The sequence below is a fragment of the Nocardia sp. CS682 genome (genome assembly GCF_004634405.1).
In the GTDB taxonomy this organism is placed as follows: Bacteria; Actinomycetota; Actinomycetes; order Mycobacteriales; family Mycobacteriaceae; genus Nocardia; species Nocardia ninae.
Genome location: NZ_CP029710.1, coordinates 8,635,471 through 8,659,602, shown reverse-complemented (window position 1 = coordinate 8,659,602; position 24,132 = coordinate 8,635,471). Strand labels below are relative to the sequence as shown.

At 68.5% G+C, this 24,132-nt stretch carries 20 protein-coding genes; 11 read left to right on the top strand and 9 right to left on the bottom strand.

Going from position 1 to position 24,132, the window contains the following annotated elements:
- Positions 1–5: 5 nt before the first annotated feature.
- The 4 genes from DMB37_RS39175 (at position 6) to DMB37_RS39160 (ending at position 4,766) form a co-directional block, all read left to right on the top strand.
- Positions 6–1,391 (top strand): GNAT family N-acetyltransferase, encoded by a 1,386-nt coding sequence (locus DMB37_RS39175; RefSeq protein WP_135237042.1) that lies wholly within the window; start codon positions 6–8, stop codon positions 1,389–1,391.
- 29 nt (positions 1,392–1,420) lie between these two features.
- Positions 1,421–2,788: a glutamate-1-semialdehyde 2,1-aminomutase gene (locus DMB37_RS39170; protein WP_135237041.1), complete on the top strand. Its 1,368-nt coding sequence runs from the start codon at positions 1,421–1,423 to the stop codon at positions 2,786–2,788.
- Positions 2,785–3,894 carry a glycosyltransferase gene (locus DMB37_RS39165; protein WP_135237040.1) on the top strand — a complete coding sequence of 370 codons (1,110 nt, stop codon included), beginning with the start codon at positions 2,785–2,787 and terminating at the stop codon, positions 3,892–3,894. Before DMB37_RS39170 ends, DMB37_RS39165 begins: the two co-directional genes overlap by 4 nt.
- A gap of 98 nt (positions 3,895–3,992) precedes the next feature.
- Positions 3,993–4,766, top strand: a complete 774-nt coding sequence (locus tag DMB37_RS39160; RefSeq protein ID WP_135237039.1) for an SDR family oxidoreductase — start codon at positions 3,993–3,995, stop codon at positions 4,764–4,766.
- A 62-nt stretch (positions 4,767–4,828) separates the two neighbouring features.
- Here DMB37_RS39160 and DMB37_RS39155 read toward each other — a convergent pair whose 3' ends face one another.
- The gene (locus DMB37_RS39155; RefSeq protein WP_240772105.1) at positions 4,829–5,881 is read right to left on the bottom strand and encodes an endonuclease/exonuclease/phosphatase family protein; all 1,053 of its coding nucleotides are present in this window, start codon (positions 5,879–5,881) and stop codon (positions 4,829–4,831) included.
- A gap of 217 nt (positions 5,882–6,098) precedes the next feature.
- On the opposite strand from DMB37_RS39155, the gene DMB37_RS39150 reads away from it, so the two are divergent.
- Both DMB37_RS39150 and DMB37_RS39145 read left to right on the top strand, forming a co-directional pair.
- Entirely contained in the window at positions 6,099–7,760 is a 1,662-nt protein-coding gene (locus tag DMB37_RS39150; RefSeq protein ID WP_135237038.1) for a bifunctional UDP-sugar hydrolase/5'-nucleotidase, read from the top strand.
- Between the two features lie 268 nt (positions 7,761–8,028).
- Positions 8,029–10,041, top strand: coding sequence for an SDR family oxidoreductase (locus tag DMB37_RS39145; RefSeq protein WP_135237037.1), 2,013 nt, complete (start codon positions 8,029–8,031; stop codon positions 10,039–10,041).
- Positions 10,042–10,213: 172 nt separating this feature from the next.
- Here the strand turns inward: DMB37_RS39145 and DMB37_RS39140 are convergent, their stop codons facing one another.
- From DMB37_RS39140 to DMB37_RS39130, 3 genes are all read right to left on the bottom strand, one after another.
- On the bottom strand, positions 10,214–10,432 hold the full coding sequence (locus tag DMB37_RS39140) for a hypothetical protein (protein WP_135237036.1): 219 nt from the start codon (positions 10,430–10,432) through the stop codon (positions 10,214–10,216).
- A gap of 226 nt (positions 10,433–10,658) precedes the next feature.
- On the bottom strand, positions 10,659–11,315 hold the full coding sequence (locus DMB37_RS39135; protein WP_167769079.1) for a cutinase family protein: 657 nt from the start codon (positions 11,313–11,315) through the stop codon (positions 10,659–10,661).
- A gap of 163 nt (positions 11,316–11,478) precedes the next feature.
- Positions 11,479–12,507 carry a zinc-binding alcohol dehydrogenase family protein gene (locus DMB37_RS39130; RefSeq protein WP_135238093.1) on the bottom strand — a complete coding sequence of 343 codons (1,029 nt, stop codon included), beginning with the start codon at positions 12,505–12,507 and terminating at the stop codon, positions 11,479–11,481.
- 193 nt (positions 12,508–12,700) lie between these two features.
- On the opposite strand from DMB37_RS39130, the gene DMB37_RS39125 reads away from it, so the two are divergent.
- Entirely contained in the window at positions 12,701–13,336 is a 636-nt protein-coding gene (locus DMB37_RS39125) for a TetR/AcrR family transcriptional regulator (protein ID WP_135237035.1), read from the top strand.
- Positions 13,333–15,018, top strand: coding sequence for an FAD-binding dehydrogenase (locus tag DMB37_RS39120; RefSeq protein ID WP_135237034.1), 1,686 nt, complete (start codon positions 13,333–13,335; stop codon positions 15,016–15,018). The genes DMB37_RS39125 and DMB37_RS39120 overlap by 4 nt, the downstream gene beginning before the upstream one ends.
- A 14-nt stretch (positions 15,019–15,032) precedes the next feature.
- On the opposite strand, the gene DMB37_RS39115 is transcribed toward DMB37_RS39120, so the two are convergent.
- From DMB37_RS39115 to DMB37_RS39105, 3 genes are all read right to left on the bottom strand, one after another.
- Entirely contained in the window at positions 15,033–15,890 is an 858-nt protein-coding gene (locus DMB37_RS39115) for an expansin EXLX1 family cellulose-binding protein (protein WP_167769078.1), read from the bottom strand.
- Between the two features lie 325 nt (positions 15,891–16,215).
- Positions 16,216–16,836 (bottom strand): PadR family transcriptional regulator, encoded by a 621-nt coding sequence (locus DMB37_RS39110; protein ID WP_206055127.1) that lies wholly within the window; start codon positions 16,834–16,836, stop codon positions 16,216–16,218.
- A 35-nt stretch (positions 16,837–16,871) separates the two neighbouring features.
- A complete protein-coding gene (locus tag DMB37_RS39105) occupies positions 16,872–18,014 on the bottom strand; it encodes an acyl-CoA dehydrogenase family protein (protein WP_135237032.1) in 1,143 nt (380 codons plus the stop codon).
- On the opposite strand from DMB37_RS39105, the gene hemC reads away from it, so the two are divergent.
- Entirely contained in the window at positions 18,013–19,041 is a 1,029-nt protein-coding gene (hemC, locus tag DMB37_RS39100) for a hydroxymethylbilane synthase (protein WP_370465281.1), read from the top strand. The genes DMB37_RS39105 and hemC overlap by 2 nt on opposite strands.
- A 9-nt stretch (positions 19,042–19,050) precedes the next feature.
- Here the strand turns inward: hemC and DMB37_RS39095 are convergent, their stop codons facing one another.
- Entirely contained in the window at positions 19,051–19,893 is an 843-nt protein-coding gene (locus DMB37_RS39095; protein WP_135237030.1) for an IclR family transcriptional regulator, read from the bottom strand.
- A 138-nt stretch (positions 19,894–20,031) separates the two neighbouring features.
- Complete coding sequence (locus DMB37_RS39090) at positions 20,032–20,331, bottom strand: three-helix bundle dimerization domain-containing protein (protein ID WP_135237029.1); 300 nt, start codon at positions 20,329–20,331, stop codon at positions 20,032–20,034.
- A gap of 172 nt (positions 20,332–20,503) precedes the next feature.
- On the opposite strand from DMB37_RS39090, the gene DMB37_RS39085 reads away from it, so the two are divergent.
- Both DMB37_RS39085 and DMB37_RS39080 read left to right on the top strand, forming a co-directional pair.
- Positions 20,504–20,986 carry a nuclear transport factor 2 family protein gene (locus DMB37_RS39085; RefSeq protein WP_135237028.1) on the top strand — a complete coding sequence of 161 codons (483 nt, stop codon included), beginning with the start codon at positions 20,504–20,506 and terminating at the stop codon, positions 20,984–20,986.
- Between the two features lie 30 nt (positions 20,987–21,016).
- The gene (locus DMB37_RS39080; RefSeq protein ID WP_135237027.1) at positions 21,017–24,109 is read left to right on the top strand and encodes an AAA family ATPase; all 3,093 of its coding nucleotides are present in this window, start codon (positions 21,017–21,019) and stop codon (positions 24,107–24,109) included.
- Positions 24,110–24,132 lie beyond the last annotated feature (23 nt).

Here is a 24,132-nt window from a genome sequence, read left to right as displayed (position 1 = left end):
CCGCCATGACGACAACTCCCAGCTCGTTGGCGCACATCACTCTCGGTCCGGTCCTGCTGCACGGAAACAGTGTCGTGGTCCGACCGCCGCGGATCGCGGATTACCCGCACTGGCGGCGCATCCGACTGCGAGATCGGCACTACATCGAGCCGTTCTGGTACAGCTCCACCTTGGACTGGGCGGCCCGGCATTGCGGAACCCATTGGGTGCGTGAGTGTTTGACCAGCCGCGCGGAAGCGCGGACCGGTCGCAGGCTGGCGTCGGTGATCGAGGTCGACGGCCGGTTCGCCGGGCAGGTCGAGCTCGGCTCGATCGACGCCGCCGCCGCGTCGGCCGAACTGGGCATCTGGGTCGACGCCGAGGTCGCCAGGCATGGGATCGGCGGCATGGCGGCCGCGATGCTGATGGACTACGGCGTCGAACACCTCGGCCTGCAGCGGATCACCGCGCCGATCTCACCGGCGAATGTCGCCGCCGCGCGCGGCGCCGCCGGGCTCGGCTTCCGCCGGGAAGCCTTGATGGGTCGGTACTTCGATGTCGGCGGTGCACGCCGCGACCACGAGTTGTGGGGGCTCACCAAGGCCGATGTTCCGCCACGGGGCTTCGTGGCGCACTGGATCGACCGCTACGACGCCCACCCCACCTCGCCGCCGCCCACCGCCGCCGGCGAGGCGACCGAGGCGCCGTTGCCGAGAATCACGGTGCTCGCCGCGACCTCGCGCCACTACGCCGGGCGGGTGCTGCATCTGCTCGACCCGCTGCGCACCCCACGGCGGGTCCGGCTCGCCGATCCAGGCAGGCAGGAGGTGGTCATCCGGAACCGGCGCGTGACCGACTGGAGCCGGTGGCGCGCGACCCGGCTGCGCAGTCGTGCGGTGCTCGACCCCGATCTGGCGACGCCGGCGCAAACCTGGGCCCGCGGGCACACCTGGTTCCGGTGGCTACGCGAATTCCTCTATGCGCGGCCAGGCTTGCGGTCCGCACGCGGACTCGTGCTGGCGATCGAGGTCAACGGCGACTATGTCGGCGAGGCCAGGTTGTTCGACCTCGACATGTTCGACCGCAATGCCCGCATGTTCGTCTGGACCGATCCCGCGCACGGCGACGATATCCGGACGGCCGCCACCCGGCTGCTGCTCACCCACGCGTTCGGCCCGCTCGGCCTGTGCCGGGTCGCGACGGCCGTCGAACCCGACGATGCCCGCTCCGCCGATATCGCCGCGCGCGTCGGCATGACCCGCGAGGGGCGCATGCGCGGCTATGTCGGCGCCACCGGCCGTCGCGGCGACCACGACCTGTGGGCCGTCACCATGGGCACGGCCGCCGACGCGGAGCCGGAGACCCCCGCGCCCTCCGCCAGGCGGACGCTGGGCCCGACCGACCCGCAGTGACCACAACCCGACCCTCCAGGAGCCCGACCATGGAGCCGATTTCCGACGATCCGGCGGCACCCCGCCGCTTCACCCGCAGCAACGAGCTCCAAGCCCGGCTGCACGAGCTGATCCCCGGTGGCGCACACACCTATGCCAGAGGCCCCGACCAGTACCCCGAGCACATGGCACCGATCCTGGTGCGCGGCAGGGGCTGCCACGTCTGGGACGCGGACGGCAACCGCTATATCGAATACGGCATGGGACTGCGCTCGGTCACCCTGGGTCACGCCTTCCAACCGGTCCTCGACGCCGTGCACCGCGCCATCGCCGACGGCATCAGCTTCAGTCGGCCGACCGAACTGGAACTACTTGCCGCGCAGGATTTCCTGAGCCTTGTACCGGGCGCCGACATGGTGAAGTTCGCCAAGAACGGCTCCGACGCGACCACCGCCGCGGTCCGGCTGGCCAGAGCCGCCACCGGCCGGACGGCCATCGCCGTCTGCGATCAACCGTTCTTCTCGGTGGACGACTGGTTCATCGGCACCACCGCGATGAACAGCGGCATCCCGGCCGAAACCTCGGCGAGCACAGTGCGATTCCGCTACAACGATCTGCCCTCGCTGGCGGCCGTGCTGGATTCCGGGGCGATCGCGGCGGTCGTCCTGGAGGCCGCCACCGCGCTGGCCGAACCGGAGCCCGGCTTCCTGGCCGGTGTTCGGGCGCTCTGCGACCGTTACGGCGCCCTGCTCGTTTTCGACGAGATGATCACCGGCTTCCGCTGGTCCGCGGGCGGCGCGCAGGCGGTGTACGGCGTGCGGCCCGACCTTTCCTGCTGGGGGAAGGCCATGGGCAACGGATTTCCGCTCTCGGCCCTCGCGGGCCGGCGCGAATTCATGGAACTCGGCGGCCTGCGCACCGATCGGGACCGGGTCTTCCTGTTGTCCACCACGCACGGACCGGAAACCGGTGCGCTGGCCGCGTTCCGTGCCGTGGTGCACGAGTACCGGACCAGCGATCCCATCGAGCGAATGGAGCGCGCGGGCCGCAGGCTCGCCGACGGTGTCAACGCCGTGGCCGCCGATCTCGGTATCGCCGAGTATCTTCAGGTGCTCGGGCGCCCGTCCTGCCTCATCTTCGTCACCCGCGACCCGGACCGTCAGCCTTCTCAGGAGTTCCGCACCTTGTTCCTCCAGGAGCTGCTGCACCGCGGTGTGCTCGGGCAGTCCTTCGTCACCTCGGGCGCGCACACCGACGCCGATATCGACGAGACGATCGCGGCCTGCCGGGAAGCGGCGGCCGTCTATCGCAAGGCGATCGAGCAGGGTGGCGTCGGCGGTCTGCTCGAGGGCCGTGCCGTCGCCCCCGCTATCCGTCGTCACGCGGCGCCGCGGCGCATCTCGTCCGAGCTCGCATGACGCAGCCGCGCATCGCCATCGTGCACGAACGGTTCACCGAGTTCGGCGGCTCCGAGGCGGTCGTCGGTGCGCTCGCCGAAACCTGGCCGGAGACCGAGGTTTTCGCGCCGATCGTCGATCCCGCGGGCGTGCGGGCACCGCTCGCCACGGTGCACGACACTTGGCTGAGCCGCGCCTACGCCGTCTCGGGTGGCCGGTCGCACGCGCCGTTGCTGCCGTTCGTCCCCCGCGCCTTGCGCCGCCTGCCCCTGCGGGACCGATACGACGCCGTCGTCGTCAGCCATCACGCCTTCGCGACGCAAGCCGCCTTCGCCACCGACGCGCCGGTTATCGCCTATGTGCACAGCCCGGCACGGTGGGCCTGGGACAAGGACTTTCGTGCGCAGGAGGCCGGTGGCCGGGCGGGTCAGCTCGCGCTCACCGCACTGGGGTCGCTGGCTCGCCGGTCCGAATTGCGTGCTGCGCCCAGGCTTTCGCACGTTATCGCGAATTCCCGAGCCGTCGCCGACCGGGTCAACGACTGGTGGGGGTTGCCCGCCACAGTCACCTATCCGCCGGTCCAGATCGATCGCTTCACGCCGCAGCCTGCGATTCCCCGCGAGGACTTCTTCCTCTTCGCGGGCAGGCTGGTCCCGTACAAACGCCCGGACCTGGCCATCCGCGCCGCACAGCGCGCGGGCTGCCGCCTGGTCATCCTCGGTGATGGACGGTTCCGCGCCCACCTCGACACGCTCGCCGGACCGGAGACGACCTTTCTCGGCGCCACCTCCCATGACGTGCTGCTCGACACCTATCGTCGGTGCCGCGCGCTGCTCATGCCCGGTGTGGAGGACTTCGGCATCGTCCCGGTCGAGGCAATGGCTTGTGGCACACCGATTCTCGCGGTCGGCCACGGTGGCGCGCTGGACACCGTCGTCCCCGGGGTGACCGGCGAGCACATACCACACGGCCCCGACGCGGCGGTCGTCGATCACCTGGCCAAGACGATGGTCGACTTCGACCCCGCCTGCTATCGACCAACCGTTATCCGTGCCCACGCCGAGACGTTCTCCCCTGCCGCGTTCCGCGCCGAGGTGGCCGCCACCGTCGCCCGGTTCGTGCGCTGACCCACACCGTGCCCCGAGGATGGCGCGGGAATAGGTCGGGTCGCCGGCTGGTTGCGGCCGATGGTCGAGTAAGCAGCGTGCGCGAAGGAGGCAGCAGTATGTCGCAGGTCAGGGTCGACACCACCGCCGACGGTTCCGGCGCACCGAACGATGCCGGGGATCTGCGCGGGCGGACGGTGGTGCTGATCGGCGGCGGCTCCGGCATCGGGTTGCGGGTTGCGCACCGGGTGGTCGCGGCAGGCGGGCGAGTCGTCCTGGGCGGTCGCACCGCCGCCCGGTTGACCGCAGCGGCCGCCGAACTCGGCGACGCGGCCAGGTGGCAGACCGTCGACACCGGCGATACCGCTTCGCTCGCCGCCTTCTTCGACGGCATCGAGCGCGTCGACCATCTGTTCACCACGGCGGCGTCCTACCAGGTCGGGCCGATGCGTGAGCTGAGCGCGGCGGACGCGGCGTCACCGTTCGAGTCCAAGTTCTGGGGCCAGTACCACGCGATCCGGTTGGCCGCGCCCAAGCTCGCTGCGGACGGATCGGTGGTCTTGATGTCCGGTGCCGCGTCGACCCGTCCGGCCGGACTCGCCCCCGCATACGTCGCGTGCAATGCCGCCATCGAAGGACTGGGCCGCGGGCTCGCCGTCGAACTCGCGCCGGTCCGCGTCAATGTCGTCTCGCCGGGCACGGTGGACGGGCATCTGTGGTCGAACCGGCCGGATCTCGCCCGGGCGGCCGCGTTCGATCAGTATCGCCGCGACACGTTGCTCGGCCGCCCCGCGACCGAGGACGAGATCGCGCACTCGGTCGTCTACCTGTTCACCAATACCTTCACCACCGGATCTACTCTCTACCCCGATGGCGGCTACACACTGCGCTGACCGGACGCGACGATCACTCGTCCACGGCACCCCGCACCCGTCGGCGCAGGTGCCGTGGACGCTCAGCCGAGCCGGTAGGTCGCCAGCACGGCTTTGTGGTCGGTCACCCACTTCGGCGGCGAGGCGATGAAATTGTCCTGCGTGTTCTCGTCCTGGCGGGTGTTGCGCACAATCGAGCCGCGGGGGCCGACGATTCCGGCGCCGGTCAAAGTCAGCGCGGAGCCGGGGCCCGCGAAGATGTAGTCGATCCGGTCGCGCTCGTCGGCCTCGGGTGTCCAGGTAAGCTGGTCGACCGGTGCGTCCGGGTTGGCGGCGGGCCAGGTGAATCCGGGGTGGGTCACCGGGTTCGGGTAGGTCGTGCGGTAGGCGTCCGCGAAACCGGCCTGTTGCAGGCGCCGCGTGCTCTCCCACGGCAGCACCACGCCGTGGTGGTCGAACAGGTTCGCCGTCGCCGGCGTCCAGTCCAGTGCGGACGGTTCATTGAAGTCACCGCCCAGCAGTACCGAACTGCCCGCTGCCGCTTCGGCTTTCGCATCGTCGATGAAGGCGCTGAGCACATCGGGGCGACCCGAGGCGAGGTTGACCCGCTGCACCGCCACCGGATCGGTCACCGGCCCGCCCGGCATCTTGTTCCAGCCGAACTCGGAGTACTCCCCCGGCGCGGGCACGCCCGCACCGTAGCCGCGCGGCAGATAGGTCGCGTACCAACGGTATTCGAGGTGGGCGGCGTAGGCGGTCACCCGCTTTCCGCCGATGTTCAACCGCGCCTTGACCATCCACCGCTGATCGGCGCTGTCCTCGACCGGGAACTCCGTGAGCAGGCCCGTGTCGCCGGAAGACACCGCGGTGAACTTTCGCCCCTTCTTTTCCAGCGCGGCCGCGATCGCGTTCGTGGCCTTGTTCGCCTCGGACAGCAGCACGATCGAGGCCTGCGTATCGATGATCAGATCGGCGACCAGATTTATCCCGTTGGCGATCTTGCTACCGCCCAGCCAGATATTGATCGCCAGCACGCGGATCTCCCCCGGGGCCGCGGCGGCCACCGGCACTCCGGCACCCGCGGCCAGCACACCGCCCGCCACCCCGAACACCTTCATCGCATCGCGTCGCGTCATCGAACTCGTCATGGTGACCTCACTCCGATCGTCTGCACAGCGGGATCTGGTTCTGCCTTCGTGCCTAGCCAGCCGATCGGAATACCCGGTGAACTGAGCGAGAGCACCGCGCGAACACCGGCGTGGACAGCCGTGTGCGGTGGCAGCGACCGGCCGCACATGGGACAGTCTGAGAATGTACGCGCGCCGTCGCTTTGCCGCGGTTTTCTCCGGGTTCGTGAGCATCGTCTTGATAGCGGGATGCGGCACCGCTGACGACAAGGGCGGTGCGCCGACCACGTCGCCCACACCGGTCGCCGTCCCCTTGGTCTCGACGAACGATCTGCCCGCGGCGAAATCCGACGAGGTGCATCTGTTCGGGTTCAACGACCTGCACGGGAACTTGCAGCCACCGGCCGGTTCGACCGGCAAGATCGCCAACTACGACGCGGGTGGTGCCGCCTACCTGGCGACACATCTGACGCGGTTGCAGGCGGCCTACCCGGCGAGCGCGGTGGTCGCGGCGGGCGACGACATCGGGGCCAGCCCGCTGGTGTCCGGGCTCTTCCGCGACGAGCCGACCATCACGTTCATGAACAACATCGGCGTTGCCGCCTCCTCGGTCGGCAATCACGAATTCGACGACGGCGTACTGGAATTGGCCCGGCTCCAGCAGGGCGGCTGCGCGCCGGACGGGTGTTCACCGGGCGAACCGTTCACCGGAGCAAAGTTTCCCTACCTGGCCGCGAACGTCACCGACGCCGAGGGCAAGCTGCCGCCCGCGCTGACACCGTGGACCATCCTGCAGGTCGGCGGGCACAAGGTCGGCGTGGTCGGCACGGTCACCCCCGACACCGTGAATCTCGTTTTCCCCGAAGGCATTCGGGGATACCGGTTCGGCGACGGGGTGGACGCCATCAACAAGTATGTGCCGGAGATGCGGGCGGCGGGCGCCGAGACCGTCGTGGCGCTCATGCACGACGGCGGCAGTCAGCGTGCCGAGAAAGACGCCCCGATCGACTACAACGGATGCGCCGACCTCACCCCGAATGTCGTCGGGCTCGCCAAGCGCGTCGATCCCGTGGTGAAGGCGCTGTTCACCGCGCACAGCCACCAGTCCTACGTGTGCACGATCGACGGCAAGGTGGTCACCCAGGCGGCCTCCTTCGGCAGGCTCATCACCGATCTCACGTTGCGTTTCGCACCCGAGGGCGTGCAGGCGTCGGCCGTGAACCGGGTGGTGACCCGGGACGTGACACCAGACGCGGCCACCACCGCGCTGGTCGACTTCTACGCCGAGCAGGCCCGCCCGCGCGCGGCTCGGGTGGTCGGTGCGGCCGCCGACGTGCTGCCGCGCGAACCGGACGCGTCGGGCGCCTCACCGCTGGGCAATATCATTGCCGACTCAATGCTCTCGGCGACCGCGGGACCGGCCGGTGCCGTCGCGGCGTTCATGAATCCGGGCGGCGTCCGCGCCGACCTGAAGGCGGGGCCGGTGACCTATGGCGACATCTACACCGTCCAACCGTTCGGCAATCAGGTCGTCACCGTGACCCTCACCGGGCAGCATGTCCTGCGCCTGCTCGAGCAGCAGTGGGACAACACCAGCAAGCCCGCGGTACTCTCCCTCGCCGGCCTCACCTATGCCTACGCCGACTCGGCCCCCAAGGGCCGCAAGGTGATCGGCGACAGCGTCCGGATCGCGGGACAGCCGCTCAACCCGGCCGCTGCCTATCGGATCGCCACCAACAGCTTCCTCGCCGGTGGCGGCGACGGCTTCACGGTCTTCACCGAGGGCATCGACAAGGTCCCCGGCCCAACCGATCTCGACGCTCTCGAAGCGCTCTTTCGCGACAAGCCCGCCGTCCAGGCGCCGCCCGCCCGGATCGAGAAGCGGTAGCCGGTCGGTAGCCGCGCCCTACTGGACGATTGACCAGTTAAGCGATACCTGGAAATTGTTGTAACACTTACCCTTTGACCTGCACCGATGGGTGACCAGTCCCACATAGTGATCCGGCCCGGAAGGCTTGCCGGAAATGATCAGGATCATTACTGTTTCCTATAAGTCAGGACGAAGGGGTTCCTGCTTTCCAAAATCTCCGCATTCACCGTTGCATGCCGGATGACTTGTGCGACAACACGGTTCGAATGAACAGCAGGAGAGGGCGATGGCTACCTACATCGTGACGGGCGGTACCGGATTCTTGGGACGGCGGGTCGTTCAGGAACTCCTGGACAATGACCCCGAGGCCGTCATCCACGTGCTGGTGCGCGAGGAGTCGCTGCAGAAGTTCGCCGACCTCGCCACCGGATGGAACGGCGGCGAGCGGGTGTTCTCGCTGGTCGGCGATCTCACCGCCGAGGGACTCGGACTCACCAGGGAGGCGCCCGCGGCGGATCACCTGATCCATCTCGGCGCCGTCTACGACATGACCGCCGACGAGGACACCGCGCACGCGGCCAATGTCGCGGGCACCCGGTCGGTGCTCGACCTGGCCCGCGCGAGCGGCGCTGTGCTGCATCATGTTTCGTCGGTCGCGGTGGCGGGCGACCACAAGGGCAAGTTCTTCGAGGAGGATTTCGACCTCGGCCAGCGGCTGACCTCGCCCTATCACCGGACCAAGTTCGCGGCGGAGAAACTCGTCCGCGAATCGCACGGGGTGCGCTGGCGGGTGTACCGGCCCGCGATCGTGGTCGGCGACTCGCGGACCGGTGCGATGGACAAGATCGACGGTCCGTACTACTTCTTCTCGGCGATCGCCAAGCTGGCCGCGCTGCCGTCGGAACTGCCGCTGCCGCTGCCCGATCTCGGCGCGACCAATATCGTGCCGGTCGATTACGTGGCCGCCGCGATGGCCGCCCTGGTGCACAAGCCCGGCTTGGACGGGCGCACATTCCACCTGGTCAATCCCGAGCCGCAGCCGTTCAGCGAGGTGTACAGCGCGCTCGCCGCGGCGGCGGGTGCGCCGTCGGGGATCGGCGTCGTGCCGCTCAGCGCTCGGGCACTGAGCGGGCTCTCCCAGCTGCCCGGCGTGCCCGCGGTGCGCGATTTCCTGTTGGAGCAGTTGGGGATTCCGGCCGCCGTCGCGCCGCACACCTCCTTCTCCGCGGAGTTCATCTCCGACTCCACCCGGGCGCAGCTGCGCGGCACCGGGCTGTCCGTGCCGCCTTTCGCCAGCTATGCCGACCGGCTCTGGCAGTACTGGCGGGAAAACCTCGACCCGCATCGCGGGCAGCCCGCCGTGGCCAACGAGCCGCTCAACGGCCGGATCGTGCTCATCACCGGCGCGTCGTCGGGCATCGGCCTGGCCACCGCGCACGCGGTCGCCCGCCGCGGCGCCACCGTCCTGATGGTGGCCCGCGGCAAGGACGACCTCGCCGACGCGGCCGACTCCGTGCGTGCGGAAGGTGGTGTGGCCTATGACTATCCGTGCGACATCACCGACGCCGACGCGGTCGCGACGCTGGTGCAGGTCGTGCTCACCGAGCACGGCCACGTCGACTACCTGGTGAACAACGCGGGCCGCTCGATCCGCCGGTCGGTGCTCAACTCCACCGACCGCATGCACGATTTCGAGCGGACGATGGCGGTCAACTACTTCGGCGCGGTCCGGCTGATCCTGGCGCTGCTGCCCGCCATGCGGGCAAGGCGTTTCGGCCACATCGTCAACATCTCCTCGATCGCCGTCCAGACCAAGGTGCCCCGGTTCGCGGCCTACGTCGCGAGCAAGTCGGCGCTGGACAACTTCAGCGAGATCGCGGCCGTCGAAAACCGGGATGCGGGAATCACTTTCACCTCGGTGCGGATGCCGCTGGTGCGCACCCCGATGATCGCCCCCACCGACCTCTACAAGTCGCTGCCCGTCCCGGACCCCGACCAGGCGGCCGCCATCGTGGTCCGCGCACTCGAGGATCGCCCGCACCGCATCGACACCCCTGTCGGCACCTTCGCCCAGGCCGTTGACCTCCTGATGCCGTCGGTGAAGCAGACCATCCTGCACCAGGGCTTCCGCCTCTTCGGGGAATCCCCTGCGGCACAGGGCAAGAAGAAGACGGCGGCGAAGAAGGCCGACGCCGGGCGCAGCCCGCTGCAGGTCCTCTCGCCAGTCCTCATGCCCTTCATGGCACTCCCCGGCCCGGCCGCGCGCGTGGCCCGGGTGGTGCCCGGGCTGCAGTGGTAGTCCCGAGCTGATCGACGGATCGCACCGGATCCGCTGACCCACAGCGCACCCCACGCTTTTGTTCGAGCCGCACACCCCCATAGCGGGTGTGCGGCCTGCACAAGCGGTGTGCGCCTTCGTTTCACAACCCGTGCCTGATTTCGCAAATTGTGAGCGATCGAGGCGGAATCGCTCAGATTCGGGCGCGGTTCGGTGGGGTGATATGGGGGTAGCGGTAGTGGATTCGGGCGATGCAGTGGCGCACTGTGTGCAGCTCCGCGTGTAGGTCGCGCAGTCGCTGTGTTTGGAATGTCCTTTCGGCGGTATTGATGGCGCGCACGAGGGTGCGGGCGTGTGCGGCGAGCAAGTCCAGAAAGACCCGGGCTTGTGCGATGTCGGAATCATCGGACATTCGCTGTTCCTATCACGCCTTCCTCGGGCCGCACCACCGGAACTCCCCGCGTTCCACCGGATTTCGCCGCAGCGTGTCCGAATCGAAAAGGACCACCGGCGTTTCAGAGAATTTGCTGCGCATGGCGAACAAAGGACCGTCGGTGGTACCGACGCACCTACCGCGAACAGCCGACAGCGGGGCCGACCCTCCGGTCGGCCCCGCCGCGGATTCCCCGGTAGAGGACTCAGACTCGCGAAGCGGCGAACTCGGCCGCAGGCCACATGGCCCACCCGTAGTTGCCGTGCGCCCCGAAGTCGAAGCCGGCACCGCACACCGGATCGCCACCGGTGCAGTAGTTCGCGGTGCGCCAGCCGTACAGATCCGGCACGTTCCAGCCGACCAGCCGGACCGGATCACCGAACAGCAGCACCGCCGCCACCCGCCATTCCATGTCGAACGGGAGGGTGTGCATGCCACCGAGCGCGGTCACGATGCCGGTACCGAGCACGCCGTGGGTGACCACCGCGCCCTGCGAGTAGCCGACCAGGATGAACCGCTGATCAGGGCAGATCGAGGACTGCCACATGATGTGCGCGGTCATGTCCTGGGTGCCCCTGCTGATCGAGGTCGGATCCAGCAGGTCCGCAGGATAATTGACGCGGTACGCGCTGGAGCTCACCGGAAGCGTCTGCCGCAGCGTGTCATACAGTGGATCGCCGACCCCCGAACCCAGATATCCGGGTTCGTTGGTACCTCGTGCGACCACCACCTCGACCGCTGTACAGGGCGACGCCCACGCACTCGATCCTGTCGTCGTTCCGAATCCCGCGACGAGCAGTAGCACAATGAATGCCTGCACCACCCGCCACTTTTCGAAATGAATTACCTTCCGGTTTGCCATCGTGATCACCCGCTCACGCCGTTGTGAGAAGCCGAGTGACACTTGTCATAGACAAGTGCCACTCGGCTATATCTGCGAAGGTAAGAACGGCGGAGCGGGCCGTCAAGCAAAAGGACCCGAACGATGCGTACTCAGCACCGAATCGTGTCCTGCGGGGCTTTTTCTATGGCACGAGAACCGCTGCGCCCGTGAATCGTCCGTGCGCGAGGTCGGCGAGGGCCTGATTTGCCGCTCCCAAGGAGTACCCACGGGTGGTCACTTCTATGCGGTGTTCGCTTGCGAGGGAGAGAAATTCGCGGGCGTCGGCGCGGGTGTTGGCGGTGACCGAGCGAATTTCCCGCTCCTGGAACAGGTGCCGCTGGTAATTCAGCGCCGGGATGTCGCTGAGGTGAATGCCCGCGATGGCGAGGATGCCGCCGCGATCCAGCGCTTCGAGGGCAGGCGGCACCAGGCTGCCGACCGGCGCGAACATGATCGCCGAATCCAGTTGCACCGGAGGCGGCTCCGCGGCGCCCTGCGCGGAGGCGGCGCCGAGCGCCAGGGCTAGTTCCCGTGCGGCCGGGTCGCGGGTCATCACATGCAGCTCCGCGCCACGGGACAGCGCTACCTGAGCGGCGATATGCGCACTGCCGCCGAAGCCGTAGAGACCGAGGCGGCCACCGGGTGGCAGTGCGGCGCGTTCCAGTGCGCGGTAACCGATGATGCCCGCGCACAGCAGCGGGGCCAGTTCGGTATCGGCGTAGCCGTCCGGTAGACGCAGCGCGTAATCGGCTGGCACAGTAGCGAATTCGGCATAGCCGCCGTCGGCATCCCAGCCGGTGTAAGTCGAACGGGGGCAGAGGTTTTCGGCGCCGCGCAGACAGTACTTACAGGCGCCGCAGGTATGCCGCAGCCAGGCGATGCCGACCCGATCACCCACGGCGAAGGTCTGGGTGAACCGCGACTCTTCGGCCACCGCGCCGACCCCCGGCCCGACGGCCACCACCTCCCCGACCACCTCGTGCCCGGGTACCACCCCTACTCGATGCACCGGCAGGTCGCCCTCGGCCACGTGCAGGTCCGTCCGGCACACACCGCACGCCAGCACGCGCACGAGTAGCTCGTCGGCGGCGGGTTCGGGCATCGGCTCCCACACCTGTTCCAACGGTGCCTCGTCGATAGGCCCGGGGCGTCGCACGCGCCAGCCGGTCATGGATGCGGGCCGGTCGACCTCGTTCATACCGATCTCTCCTTTGCCACCAGGATGCACGGTCGTATCGAGTAGCGATCACGCTACCCGTCCGATTTCACCACGTCACAGCACCAAATCTGATACATTTATGTATTGAATACATTTCTGTATCCATTCGGCCGGTTCGCACCGGTCCCGCCCCAGGAGGTGCCCGTTGTCGCCCACCGACGCGAGAACCTCGGCGACCCGCGTCACCCGCCGCCGCGCCGAGACCAGGGAGCGGTTGCTCACCGCCGCCTACGAAGCCTTCGCCGAGGAAGGCTTCGGCAAGGCCACCGTGGAACGCGTCTGTGAGCGCGCCGGGTTCACCCGCGGCGCCTTCTACTCGAACTTCGGCTCGCTCGACGAGTTGTTCCTGGCCATGTGGGAGCAGCGCTCGGCCGCCATGCTCGCCGGCGTGCAGCGCCTGCTCGACGATATCCCGGTCGGCGGCACCGATGTCCGCACGTCGATCGAGCAGTTGGAGCGGGCGGTACCGATCGACGAGGGCTGGTATCGCATCACCGCGGAGTTCACCACGCATGCGCTGCGCAATCCCGAGCTGCGGCGGGTGATGGCCGCGCGCGAAGAGGCGATCGTCGGCGCCCTGATGCCGACCGTCGTCGCGGGCCTGGCCAAGATCGGCCGCACCGTGCCCGACCCGGAAGCGCTGGGCCAAGCCCTCGTCGCGGTGCACGACGGCACCAGCGTGCAGGTGCTGATGGAACCACGTAGCCGCGTCGTCCGACGCAGGCGCACCGACCTCTTCTACCACGTCGTGCTGGCCTACAGCACCGAGACCGAAGGATGAACATGTCCGATTCCACATTCGCCACCGAGGCAGATGTCATTGTCGTCGGCGCCGGGCTGGCCGGCCTGGTCGCGACGCACGAGCTGGTCAAGGCGGGCCGCAAGGTGCACGTGCTCGACCAGGAGAACCGCAACAACCTCGGCGGGCAAGCGTTCTGGTCGCTCGGCGGCCTGTTCATGGTGGACACCCCGGAGCAGCGGCGACTCGGCATCAAGGACTCCTACGACCTGGCGCTGCAGGATTGGCTCGGCTCGGCCGGTTTCGACCGCGACGACGAGGACTTCTGGGGCAAGCAGTGGGCGCAGGCCTATGTGCGGTTCGCGGCCACCGAGAAGCGCGACTATCTGCACGAGCTCGGGCTGCGGATCACCCCGGTGATCGGGTGGGCCGAGCGCGGCGGGAGTTTCGCCGACGGGCACGGCAATTCGGTGCCGCGCTTCCACCTCACCTGGGGCACCGGGCCGGAGGTGGTGCGGGTCTTCGCGGAGCCGGTCCTGGAAGGCGAACGAAAAGGGTTGGTCGGCTTCAGTTTCCGGCACCGAGTCGACGAGCTGATCATCGAGGACGGCGCCGCGGTCGGCGTGCGCGGCAGCGTGCTGGCGGAGACCGACCTCGACCGCGGCAAGGCCTCGTCGCGAGAGGTGGTCGGCGAGTTCGAGTTCCGGGCGAAGGCGGTGATCGTCACCTCCGGCGGCATCGGGCACAACCACGAGATGATCCGGCGCAACTGGCCCACCGAACGGCTCGGCAAGTGCCCGGAGACGATGATCTCCGGCGTGCCCGCGTACGTGGACGGGCGGATGCTCGCCATCGCCGAGTCCGCGGGCGGCGCCCTGGTCAACCGGGATCGGATGTGGCACTACACCGAGGGCATCAAGAACTGGGATTCGATCTGGCCCGACCACGGCATCCGGATCATTCCCGGGCCTTCCTCGCTGTGGTTCGACGCGAACGGAACACGTTTGCCCGCACCGTGTTTCCCTGGCTTCGACACCATCAGCACGATGAAGGCGATCCTGGCCACCGGCTACGACTACTCCTGGTTCGTGCTCACCCAGTCGATCATCGAGAAGGAGTTCGCGCTGTCGGGTTCGGAGCAGAACCCCGACATCACCAGCAAGGACTGGAAATTCACGCTCAAGAGCCGCCTCGCCAAGGGCGCGCCGGGGCCGGTGGAGGCGTTCAAGCAGCACGGCGTCGACTTCGTGGTCGCGGACAACCTGCGCGAGCTGGTCGCCGGGATGAACAAGATCGCGCGTGGGCCGCAGCTCGACTACGACGCGCTGGAAGGCCAGATCGTCGCCAGGGACCGGGAAGTGGCCAACAAGTACACCAAGGACAGCCAGCTGATGGCGATCACCAACGCCCGCCAGTACCTCGGCGACAAGGTGAGCCGGGTCGCCAAGCCGCACCGGATCCTCGACCCGGCGGCAGGCCCGCTCATCGCGGTCCGGCTCAACATCATCACGCGGAAAACGCTGGGCGGCTTGCAAACCAACCTCGATTCGCAGGTGATGCGCCAGGACGGCACCGCATTCCCCGGCCTCTACGCGGCGGGTGAGGTGGCCGGGTTCGGCGGCGGCGGGGTGCACGGATACAACGCGCTGGAGGGCACCTTCCTCGGTGGGTGCATTTTCTCCGGGCGCGCGGCGGGTAAGGCGCTGGCCGCGAAACTCGGCTAGGCCCTGTCGAGGGCCTAGCGCCGGCAGGCTGCGGAGACCAGGCTCGACGGCGGTTGCGGCGCGGCGGCCAGCGTGGTCGGCGAGGTGATCGGCGGTGGCGTGGTCACGGGCGCGGCGACCGGCGGTGTCCCGCTGTAGAGCCGGGTACCGGTCGGATGCACGCCCGGCTCCAGGTCGATGTCGTAGATCTCGGCCTGGTTGCCGTGCACGTCGGTGACCCGCGCGACGAAGGGGCCCGCTCCGGCGCCGGAGATGGTCCAGTAGTTGTCCATGCCGCGGGTGAGAGGCCGCCAATCGCCGCCGAGAACATGACGAATAGCGATGTCCCGCAACGGGTTCCCGGCTCCGCTGACCAGCATGGCGAACCACGCGCTGCTGGAATCCGGTTTCACCTGATAGGACAGTTCCGGCGGCGGCTCCGGGTTGTGCACCACGCTGTAGCGGATCGGCACCACGCCGTCGGACAGGTCGGCGAGCTGAGCGAAGGCGGCGACGCTCAGATCCAGTTGTCCCGGAGCACATGCCGGGCAACGGTCGACGATGAGGGCCCGCACGTCGCCGCGCGGCCCCTGGATATCGAGGTACGCACCGCACGGATCGGCCCTGCCGAACTCCGGCGTCGACATCCCCACATAGAAACCGTCCAGCGGCAGACCGGCGAACGAGCACGAGACACCCTGGCTGAACGAGTAGAACCGCGCCTCACCGGCGACCACCGGCTGCGGGTCCGCCGCAGGGGCGGTGATCGGCGTGAAACCGCTGCTGTCCACCGGCATTCGGACCGTCGACGACTGGGTGAGCGCGCTCGGCGTCTCACAGTGCAGCGGGTCAGGGCGGGTAAGCCAGACCGCCGCACCCGCGATCGCGACCACACCGATTGCAGACCACAGCCACCCCGAACGGACGTGTCGTTGATTGATAGGTATCCGGTGCATCGCTCCCCGACTACGGTTCACCTGCACATGACGGCCTCGCGAGCGCTCGGCTGCGTCACGCGCCGGACGCGCTGCAAGATGGTTCGCTCGCTGCGCTCCTTCACGGACTGTCCATCCTGACGTCCATCAGGAAAGCAGTCGGACGGCCCGCCCATATGGGGAACGAAAATTCTTCGCAGTGAAAGGCTCACGCTTCAGCAAGCGTGGGGCAAACGCCCAGCATACTGTTGGACACTCCAGCAGCCCACCGGAAATCATCCGGTCAGGAGGCGCGGCGCTTCGCTTTCGGCACGGCCTTGGTGGCGATCTTGTCGACATCGGCGAGCAGTTCCCGGCCGAATTCGGCCTCGGCCTCGTAATGGCGCACGCACCAGCGCAATACGGCGGCCGGATAGGGCTGGGCCGGATCGTCCCCCGCGCCCGCCACGTCCGCCTCGGCCAGCCCCCGCATGCGGTCGGCGTAACCGATGTGCTCGGTGAGGATTTCGCGCAGCCGGTCCGGCTCCGCCAGGTGGCCGAGCCAGGCGCGCAGCATCACGCTGTGCTTGAGCACCGGCGCCTCCACCGGCGCGTGATTCACCCAATATGCCGCTGCCGCACGGCCGTTCGCGGTGATGGCATACATCCGCTTGCCGCGCACGCCGTCCTCCTGCGGCACCGTGCGCGAGGTCGCGTAGCCGTATTTCTCCAGCCGTTTCAGCTCGGCGTAGATCTGGCTGAACGACGGGCTCCAGTAGAAGAACTGCAAGCTGCCGTCGGCCCACTTCTTCAGGTCGTAGCCGGATAGTTCGTCCGCGTGCGAGAGCATTCCGAGCACGGCCCAGCTGGTCGTGGGAAGGTCGGGTACCTCGGATTTCGCCGAAACAGCCTGCGCGTCGGTCACCAGCAGAACTATATCGCTCAGGCATATTTCGGGGGTCAGGTGAAACCGTCCATCAGGGAAAGAACGCGCAGCATGACCTCGTCCGCGCCGCCGCCGATGCTCAGCAGACGACTGTCCCGGTACGCGCGCGAGGTCCAGGTCTCGGCCATGTAGCCCATGCCGCCGTGCACCTGCAGGCACCAGTCGGCGACCTGACGCGACAGCCTGCCCGCCTCCAGTTTGGCGATCGTGGCCATCCGGGTCACGTCACCGCCTTCGTGATAGGACTGGGCGACGGCCTCGGTATAGACGCGCAGCAAGTCGACCTTGGCGGCGAGCTCGGCGTAGGTGTACTGCAAGTACTGGTTCGCGGACAGCGGCTGACCGAACACCTTGCGCTGCCGCGCATAGTCCCGCGTCATCTCCAGTTCCATCGCGCAGCTGACCGGCACACCGTAGGCGGCGAACATCCGCTCCATCACGAACTGCGACATTTGCTGCTGGAAGCCCCGCCCGATCTCACCGATGGTGTTGCGCACCGGAACTCGCACGTCCTCGAAGGTGAGCAGGCCGGTGTCGGAGGCCCACATGCCCAGTTTGTCGAGCTTGCGATCGACCCGGAAGCCGGGGGCGTCGGTGGGCACGATGATCTGGCTGATGCCCCGATACCCGCCCTCCGGCGACGTGCGGACCAGGGTGCACAGCCAATCCGCCTGCACGGCGTTGGTGATGAACATCTTCGAGCCGTTGATCACCCAGTCGTCGCCGTCGCGGCGGGCGCTGGTCCGGATGCCCGCCACGTCGGAACCGGCCTCCGGCTCGGTAACCGCTACGCCGCAGACTGTTTCACCGCGCATCGCCGGCGCCAGATACTCCTGCTTCAGTTCCTCGCTGCCGTGCGCGTGCAGCGACGGCGTGGCCATCGCGACGTGCACGCCCAGCGCCATCGGGAACGACCCGTGCGCGACCCGGCCCAATTCCTGACACAGCACCACGGTGAACAGATGGTCGGCGCCCTGCCCCGCGTAGGCCGGATCGTACTCGAGCCCCAGCATGCCGAGCTCGGCCATATCGGCGAAAATCTCGTGCAGCGGCATCATCTCGGCCCGCTCCCACTCGTCGACGTGCGGGTTGATCTTCTGCTCGACGTAGCGCCGGACCATCGCCCGGAATTCCTGATGTTGGTCGCTGTACATCATGCGTTGCTCCTCGTCCCGGCCACCCTCATTGTCACCGCGGCCCCCGCACCGCGTCCCCGTTCCGGCCAACCATCAGGACAGGGGTAGGGTCCCCGACATGTCGCGTGCGCGCATTATTCGGATCGCTACTCGGTCCAGTCCTATGGCGGTGGCTCAGGCAGAGCAGGTTGCCGGGTTGCTTGCGGGGCTCGGGGTGGCGAGCGAGCTGGTCAAGGTCACCACCGCCGGGGATCGGTGGATGGGTGATCTGTCCAAGCTCGGCGGCAAGGGCGCCTTCGTCAAGGAGATCGACCACGCGCTGCTGGTGGACGAGGCAGACCTGGCGGTGCACTGCCTCAAGGACATTCCCGGCGATATCCCGGTGCCGGAGGGGCTGGCGTTCGCCGGATATCTGACGCGCGACGACGTGCACGACGCGGTGATCACCGGTAACGGAGCACCGCTCGCCGAACAGCCGGAGGGCACTGTGGTCGGCACCAGCTCGGTGCGCCGGACCGCGCAGCTGCTCCTGCACTATCCGCACCTGACGGTGAAACCGTTGCGCGGCAACGTGAATACCCGGCTGGCCCGGCTCGAAGAGGGGCACGTCGATGTGCTGATCGCGGCCGTCTCCGGGCTGCACCGGGTCGAGCAGGCTCATCGGATCACCGAGACCCTCGATCTCGACACCATGTGCCCGCCGATCGGCGCGGGCATCATCGCGCTGGAGTGCCGGACCACCGACACCGAACTGCTCGAACTCGGCGCCCGCCTGGACGACCCGGACACGCACCGTCAGGCCGATGCCGAACGCGCCATGCTGCACGCCCTGCAGGGGCACTGCAACTCCCCCATCGCCGGCTTCGCCACCACCGACCGCACCGGCCGACTCACCCTGCACGGCAAGGTGTTCAGCCCGGACGGCGCCCAGTGGCTGGACTCCCGCCAGTGGGGTGTCCCGGAAGATCCGCAGGCGCTCGGCTTCTTCGTCGGCGCGGATCTGCTGCGCCAAGGCGCGCGCGCCATCATCGACGCCATCCCGCACTGAGCCGCAGGCTCAGCGCCAGCGGGCGTGCCGCGGGAAGAGCGAACGGCCGGCCTCGTGCGCGACCTCGACCAGCACCCGAGCCAGCCGGGCGGTGTCCAGAACTGTTCGCTCGCCGCCGATTTGACCGGACAACGACAGCGCGGCCACCGCGGCCCCGCGACCGCGGAGAGGGACGGCCACACAGGCGATGCCCGCCACCGACTCCTCGTTGTCCACGGCGACGCCCTGCCGCTGCCGGACGCGGGCGAGCTCGCGATGCAATTCGGCTCTGTCGCAGATGGTTCGGGCCGTCAGCTGTGGCAGATGATCCCGGAACGAGGTCTCGACGATGCTCGGTTCGAGGGAGGCAAGCAGCGCCTTGCCCAGCGCGGTGCTGTGCGCGGGCATCCGGCCGCCGAGGCGCGTCGGGATGCTGGCGGCGAACCGGCCGCCCGCCTTGTCCAGGTAGAGCACCTCGCGACCGTCCAGCACACCGAGGTGTCCGACCATGCCGGTGCGTTGACAGAGGTCGTGCAGCAGCGGGCTCACCACGTCGCGAATCTCGTTGTGGTCAGCGGCAAGTCCGCCCAGTTCGAGCGTGCGCATGCCGAGCCGATAGCCGCCGGGGGCGTGCGCGAGCCAGCGCAGCCGGATCATCTGATCCAGGATGCGATGCACCGTCGAGCGGGGTAGGCCGGTGCGCTCGGACAGTCCAAGCAGGGTGAGCGTCGGCGTCGCGCCGTCGAAAGCGTCCAGTATCAGCGTCATTCGCTCGATCATCGACACCGGTGGCTGCGACGGCCGAGCCGGCACCGGAGCCGATCCCGCCCACAACTCTCCGGATTCGGGAGGGGTCACCGCCTCGACCGCCATGGCTCACCTCCACTGTGTGCTCGCCTAGAGCTTAGAAGTATTTCTAATAGGCATGTATGTTTCCGGCGCACTCCTTTGTGTGCCCCATCACAGTGCCTCGGCGGGCGCGAAGTGGAATCCCGGAAACTACGGAGACCACTACGGATCTTCTCGGTAGCCGGGAGCGAAGCTTGACAGTTTTGCGCGGCTGCCTTGCTGGTCGACCATGGCGGACAACCACTCTCGGGTGTAGCGCTCGGCGAGCAGCGGGAGGAAGTTGTCGATGGTCGCGTGGTCGGCGACGTGCTCATAGGCCGAGTGCAGGAACTGCTCGATGGCCTCGTCGGCGATGAGACCGTCGAATTCTTCCTCCAGCCGGAGCGCGGCCGCGTGCAGGGCGACCGCCTGATCGAGGGACGGATCGTGCGGATTGGGCGTGGTAACAGGGCTGTCGTTCACTGCGGACTCCCGATCGTGACGAGACTTTTGGTGCGGTGAGCGCATGTACTGGCTGCGACATGCCTCGGTGAGTCGAGTACCCAACGGTCGGCTCGGAACACATTCCCGGCCGCCAGCGGACAAACTAGAACAGGTTATTGTTTACTGAGCGATGGCGTGCCACGCTGGTCGGATGGATCTCGCCGCCATCGAAGCCGTCCGTCAGCTCAAGTACCGGTACTTCCGGACGCTCGACCTCAAACAGTGGGACGCGTTCGGCGACACCCTCGCCGTCGACGCCGCCGGCCGTTACGGCACGCACGCGCTCGGCGAACCGCTCACGCTGGACGGCCGCGACGCCATCACCGCGTTCATGCGCGAGAACCTCGGACCCACGGTCGTCACGGTCCATATCGCGAACCATCCAGAGATCACCGTGGACGGCGACACCGCCACTGGCTCATGGGCTTTCGAGGACACGGTGATCGCCACCGAATACAACGTGCTGATCCGCGGCGCGGGGTACTACACCGACAGTTACCGGCTCGACGCCGACGGCAGCTGGCGCATCGCCTCCACCACTTACCAGCGGATCTACGAATCGATGCAGTCGCTCGCCGACACCCCCAGCCATCAACTGCTGACGAACATGTGGGCGGCGCCCACAGCGAAATAGCCGCCTCGGCGCGGCGATTAAGCTGAGTGCGTGGCGGAGACGCGGCTGATCGGCCGAGACCACCCGGCGGCGCTGCTGCGGGAGGCGCTGCGCCGCACGGTGTCCAGTCACGGTGGGCTGGTGCTGGTGTCCGGTGAGGCGGGCATCGGGAAGACGGCGCTGGTCACCGAGGTCGTCGGCGAGTTCGACGATCGCGAGGTGCTGGTGCTCACCGCGACGGCCTGGAGCGGCGACGGCACCCCCGGATTCTGGCCGTGGGTGCAGGTGCTGCGCGGACTCCGGCGCGCCGCCACCCCTGAGCAGTGGGCCGCCGTCGACGACGCGCTGTCGTTCCTGATCGGCGAGGCGGAACAGCCGGACCCCGCGACCGGCTCGCTGTTCCGGATCGGTGACGCGGTGACCGAGGCGCTCGTCACCGCCAGCGCGCTGCGGCCGGTGTTCGTGGTGATCGACGATCTGCACCGGGCCGATCCGGCATCGATCAGGGTGCTGGCTTTCGTCGCCCGGCATTCGTGGTTCGAGCGGTTGGCGATTGTCGGCACCGTGCGCGACACCGATATCGACGCCGCACTGCGAAAGGTGTTCGCGGAGTTACTGACCGCCGCTAGGACCATCGAGTTGACGGGTCTGCCGGTCGACGGGGTCGCGGCGCTGGTCGGTAGCGTGACGGGTGCGCACGCCGACGACGACGTCGTGCACACGCTGCACAGTTTGTCCGGCGGTAACCCCTTCCTCATCGAGCAGGCCGCGCGCCTGTGGCAGGCGGGCAGTCCGCTCGACACCCTGGCTCCTGGTGTGCGGGAAACCCTCGACGCGCGACTCGAACCGCTGCCTGCGACCGCGATCGATATCTTGACGACCGCCGCACTGGTCGGGCGCGAGTTCGCCGCGGCGGTGGTGGCGGCCAGTACCGGGAGCGAAACCGCCGTCGTGCCAGAACAATTGGCCGCGGCCGTGCGCGCCAGGCTGGTGACCCCACTCCCCAGCGACCGATTCACCTTCGTGCACGATCTGGTTCGCGAGACACTGCGAGCCCGGATCGGCGAGGCGGAGGCCCGCAAACGCCACGCCGCCATCCTCGCCGCGCTCGAGCAGCTGCCACGGGAGGTCTCCGGGGCGACCCCGAGCGACCTGGCGCAGCATGCCTACGACGCCGCCGACGCGATCGACGATGCCCGGACGCTGCGGTATCTGCTCGACGCGGCGGCCGACGCGTGCGGGCGGCTGGCCGCAGGCGAGGTCGCCGAGCACTATCGGCACGCGCTCACCCGCATTCCGGAGGATCAGGCCGATCTGCGCGGCACCGTCGGCCTCGGCTTGGCTGCGGCACAGAGCGATTCGGGAGACCTGGCCGCCGCGCGCCACACCTACGAGGCGTTGCTGACCGCCGCCAAAGCACGCTCGGCGCCGGAGCTGTTCGCCAGGGCCGCGCTCGGGCTGCACGTGCTCGGCATGCCCGACCCGGAACGGGAAGCGCAGCGTGAGATCGAGATCATGGACCAGGCGCACCGGCTGCTACTGGCCGAACGCCCACCCGCCGATCCCCTCGCTGTGCAGGTGCTTGCCGCCGCGACGCGCGTGCGGGTGCATACCGGGCATGCGCTGCGACACGATGCCACCGACCGGGCGAGTGCCGAAACACTGCGCCTGGCCAGGGAATCCGGGGACGATGACGCGCTCGCGGCGAGCCTGCTGGCCCGGCATGACGCGATCTGGCGGCCCGGTGCCGCCGGCGACCGGCTGCCGCTGGCCGACGAACTCGCCGGGGTCGGCCGCCGCATGCACCGCGACGAGCTCGAATTGCAGGGCCGCCTGCTGCGATTCGCCGCGCTGCTGGAGCTCGGGGACCCGCGAGTGCACACCGAGTTGGCCGCGTTCCGCGCGCTGGCGGACCGGGCCCGCCATCCGCGGTTCCGATTCATCGCGTTGTCGCGAACGGGTGCCGTCGCCATGGTGAGCGGCCGATTCGCCGACGCACGCACGGCCATCGATGACGCGTACGCCCTCGCGGAACGACTCGGCGAAGTCGATCGGGTGCCGCTCTGGCTCGAACAGCGTTGGGCCCTGGCCCTGTTCACGGGCGATCTCGCCGAGGCCGATGCCTTCGTCGACCGCTATCGCGAGATGGCGGGCGAGTACACGGCGATCGTGGACGTGATCACGGCGGCCCGGCGTGGTGATGTCGAGCGGGTTCGACGCGGCATCGGCGAGCTTCCGGCGCTGTACGAGTTCTATCCCCGGCACTTCCACCCCGCCATCCTGATCGCGCAGGTGTATGCCGCGCTCGTCCTCGATGACGCGGAGCTGCGAGCGGCGTTGCGCGCCAGGCTGACTCCGCTGGCCGGATGGTGGGCGGTCGTCGCCGGGGGCGGCGCGGTCTACGGCCCGTACGCCTACTGGCTCGGGCGGTTGGCGGCGGCGGACGGTGACCTCGACGCCGCGGCCGAACATCTGACGGCCGCAGCGGATTCGGCACATCGGATGCGAGCGCAGCCGTGGGGCGAGGCCGCGCGGCACCACCTGCGGCTGATTTCGCATCGGGAGCCACCGACGGCCCGAGCCCCGGAACCACCGCCGGACAACGAGTTCCGGTTCGACGGCGCGGTGTGGACGCTGCGGTTCGCCGAGCGCACCGTCCATCTGCCCGACGCCAAAGGAATCCGGGATCTGCACGTGCTGCTCGCGCATCCGGGACACGACATCCCGTCGCTCGAACTGTTCGGTGCGCCCGATGCCGGAATCCAGCACGCGGCACAGTCTTTCGGCAGCGATCCGGTGCTCGACGATCGCGCCAAAGCCGAGTATCAGCGGCGACTCAGTACCCTCGACGCCGAGATCGATCGGGCCGTCGCGGTCGGAAACGACGGTCGCGCTGTCGAACTCGACCAGGAACGCGCGGCGCTGCTCGACGAGCTACGCCGCACCGCGGGCCTGGCCGGACGCACCCGGCAGCTCGGCGACGACGCGGAACGCGCTCGCAAAACCGTCTCCGCCCGGGTCCGCGACACGTTGCGCCGGATCGACCGGCTGCACCCCGAACTCGCCGAACACCTGCGCGCCGCGATCTCCTTGGGCCTGCTCTGCCGGTACCAGCCGCACCGCGAGATCCGCTGGCGGCTCTGATCTAGCGTCGCGAGATCCGATCT

What these genes read in the sequence shown, in the direction of transcription:
- DMB37_RS39120 (WP_135237034.1), top strand. Translation starts at nt 13,333, where the DNA reads ATGAACATGTCCGATTCCACATTCGCCACCGAGGCAGATGTCATTGTC.
- DMB37_RS39170 (WP_135237041.1), top strand. Translation starts at nt 1,421, where the DNA reads ATGGAGCCGATTTCCGACGATCCGGCGGCACCCCGCCGCTTCACCCGC.
- DMB37_RS39155 (WP_240772105.1), bottom strand. Translation starts at nt 5,881, where the DNA reads ATGACGCGACGCGATGCGATGAAGGTGTTCGGGGTGGCGGGCGGTGTG.
- DMB37_RS39135 (WP_167769079.1), bottom strand. Translation starts at nt 11,315, where the DNA reads ATGGCAAACCGGAAGGTAATTCATTTCGAAAAGTGGCGGGTGGTGCAG.
- DMB37_RS39175 (WP_135237042.1), top strand. Translation starts at nt 6, where the DNA reads ATGACGACAACTCCCAGCTCGTTGGCGCACATCACTCTCGGTCCGGTC.
- DMB37_RS39160 (WP_135237039.1), top strand. Translation starts at nt 3,993, where the DNA reads ATGTCGCAGGTCAGGGTCGACACCACCGCCGACGGTTCCGGCGCACCG.
- DMB37_RS39140 (WP_135237036.1), bottom strand. Translation starts at nt 10,432, where the DNA reads ATGTCCGATGATTCCGACATCGCACAAGCCCGGGTCTTTCTGGACTTG.
- DMB37_RS39145 (WP_135237037.1), top strand. Translation starts at nt 8,029, where the DNA reads ATGGCTACCTACATCGTGACGGGCGGTACCGGATTCTTGGGACGGCGG.
- DMB37_RS39165 (WP_135237040.1), top strand. Translation starts at nt 2,785, where the DNA reads ATGACGCAGCCGCGCATCGCCATCGTGCACGAACGGTTCACCGAGTTC.
- hemC (WP_370465281.1), top strand. Translation starts at nt 18,013, where the DNA reads ATGCGTTGCTCCTCGTCCCGGCCACCCTCATTGTCACCGCGGCCCCCG.
- DMB37_RS39130 (WP_135238093.1), bottom strand. Translation starts at nt 12,507, where the DNA reads ATGACCGGCTGGCGCGTGCGACGCCCCGGGCCTATCGACGAGGCACCG.
- DMB37_RS39095 (WP_135237030.1), bottom strand. Translation starts at nt 19,893, where the DNA reads ATGGCGGTCGAGGCGGTGACCCCTCCCGAATCCGGAGAGTTGTGGGCG.
- DMB37_RS39105 (WP_135237032.1), bottom strand. Translation starts at nt 18,014, where the DNA reads ATGATGTACAGCGACCAACATCAGGAATTCCGGGCGATGGTCCGGCGC.
- DMB37_RS39085 (WP_135237028.1), top strand. Translation starts at nt 20,504, where the DNA reads ATGGATCTCGCCGCCATCGAAGCCGTCCGTCAGCTCAAGTACCGGTAC.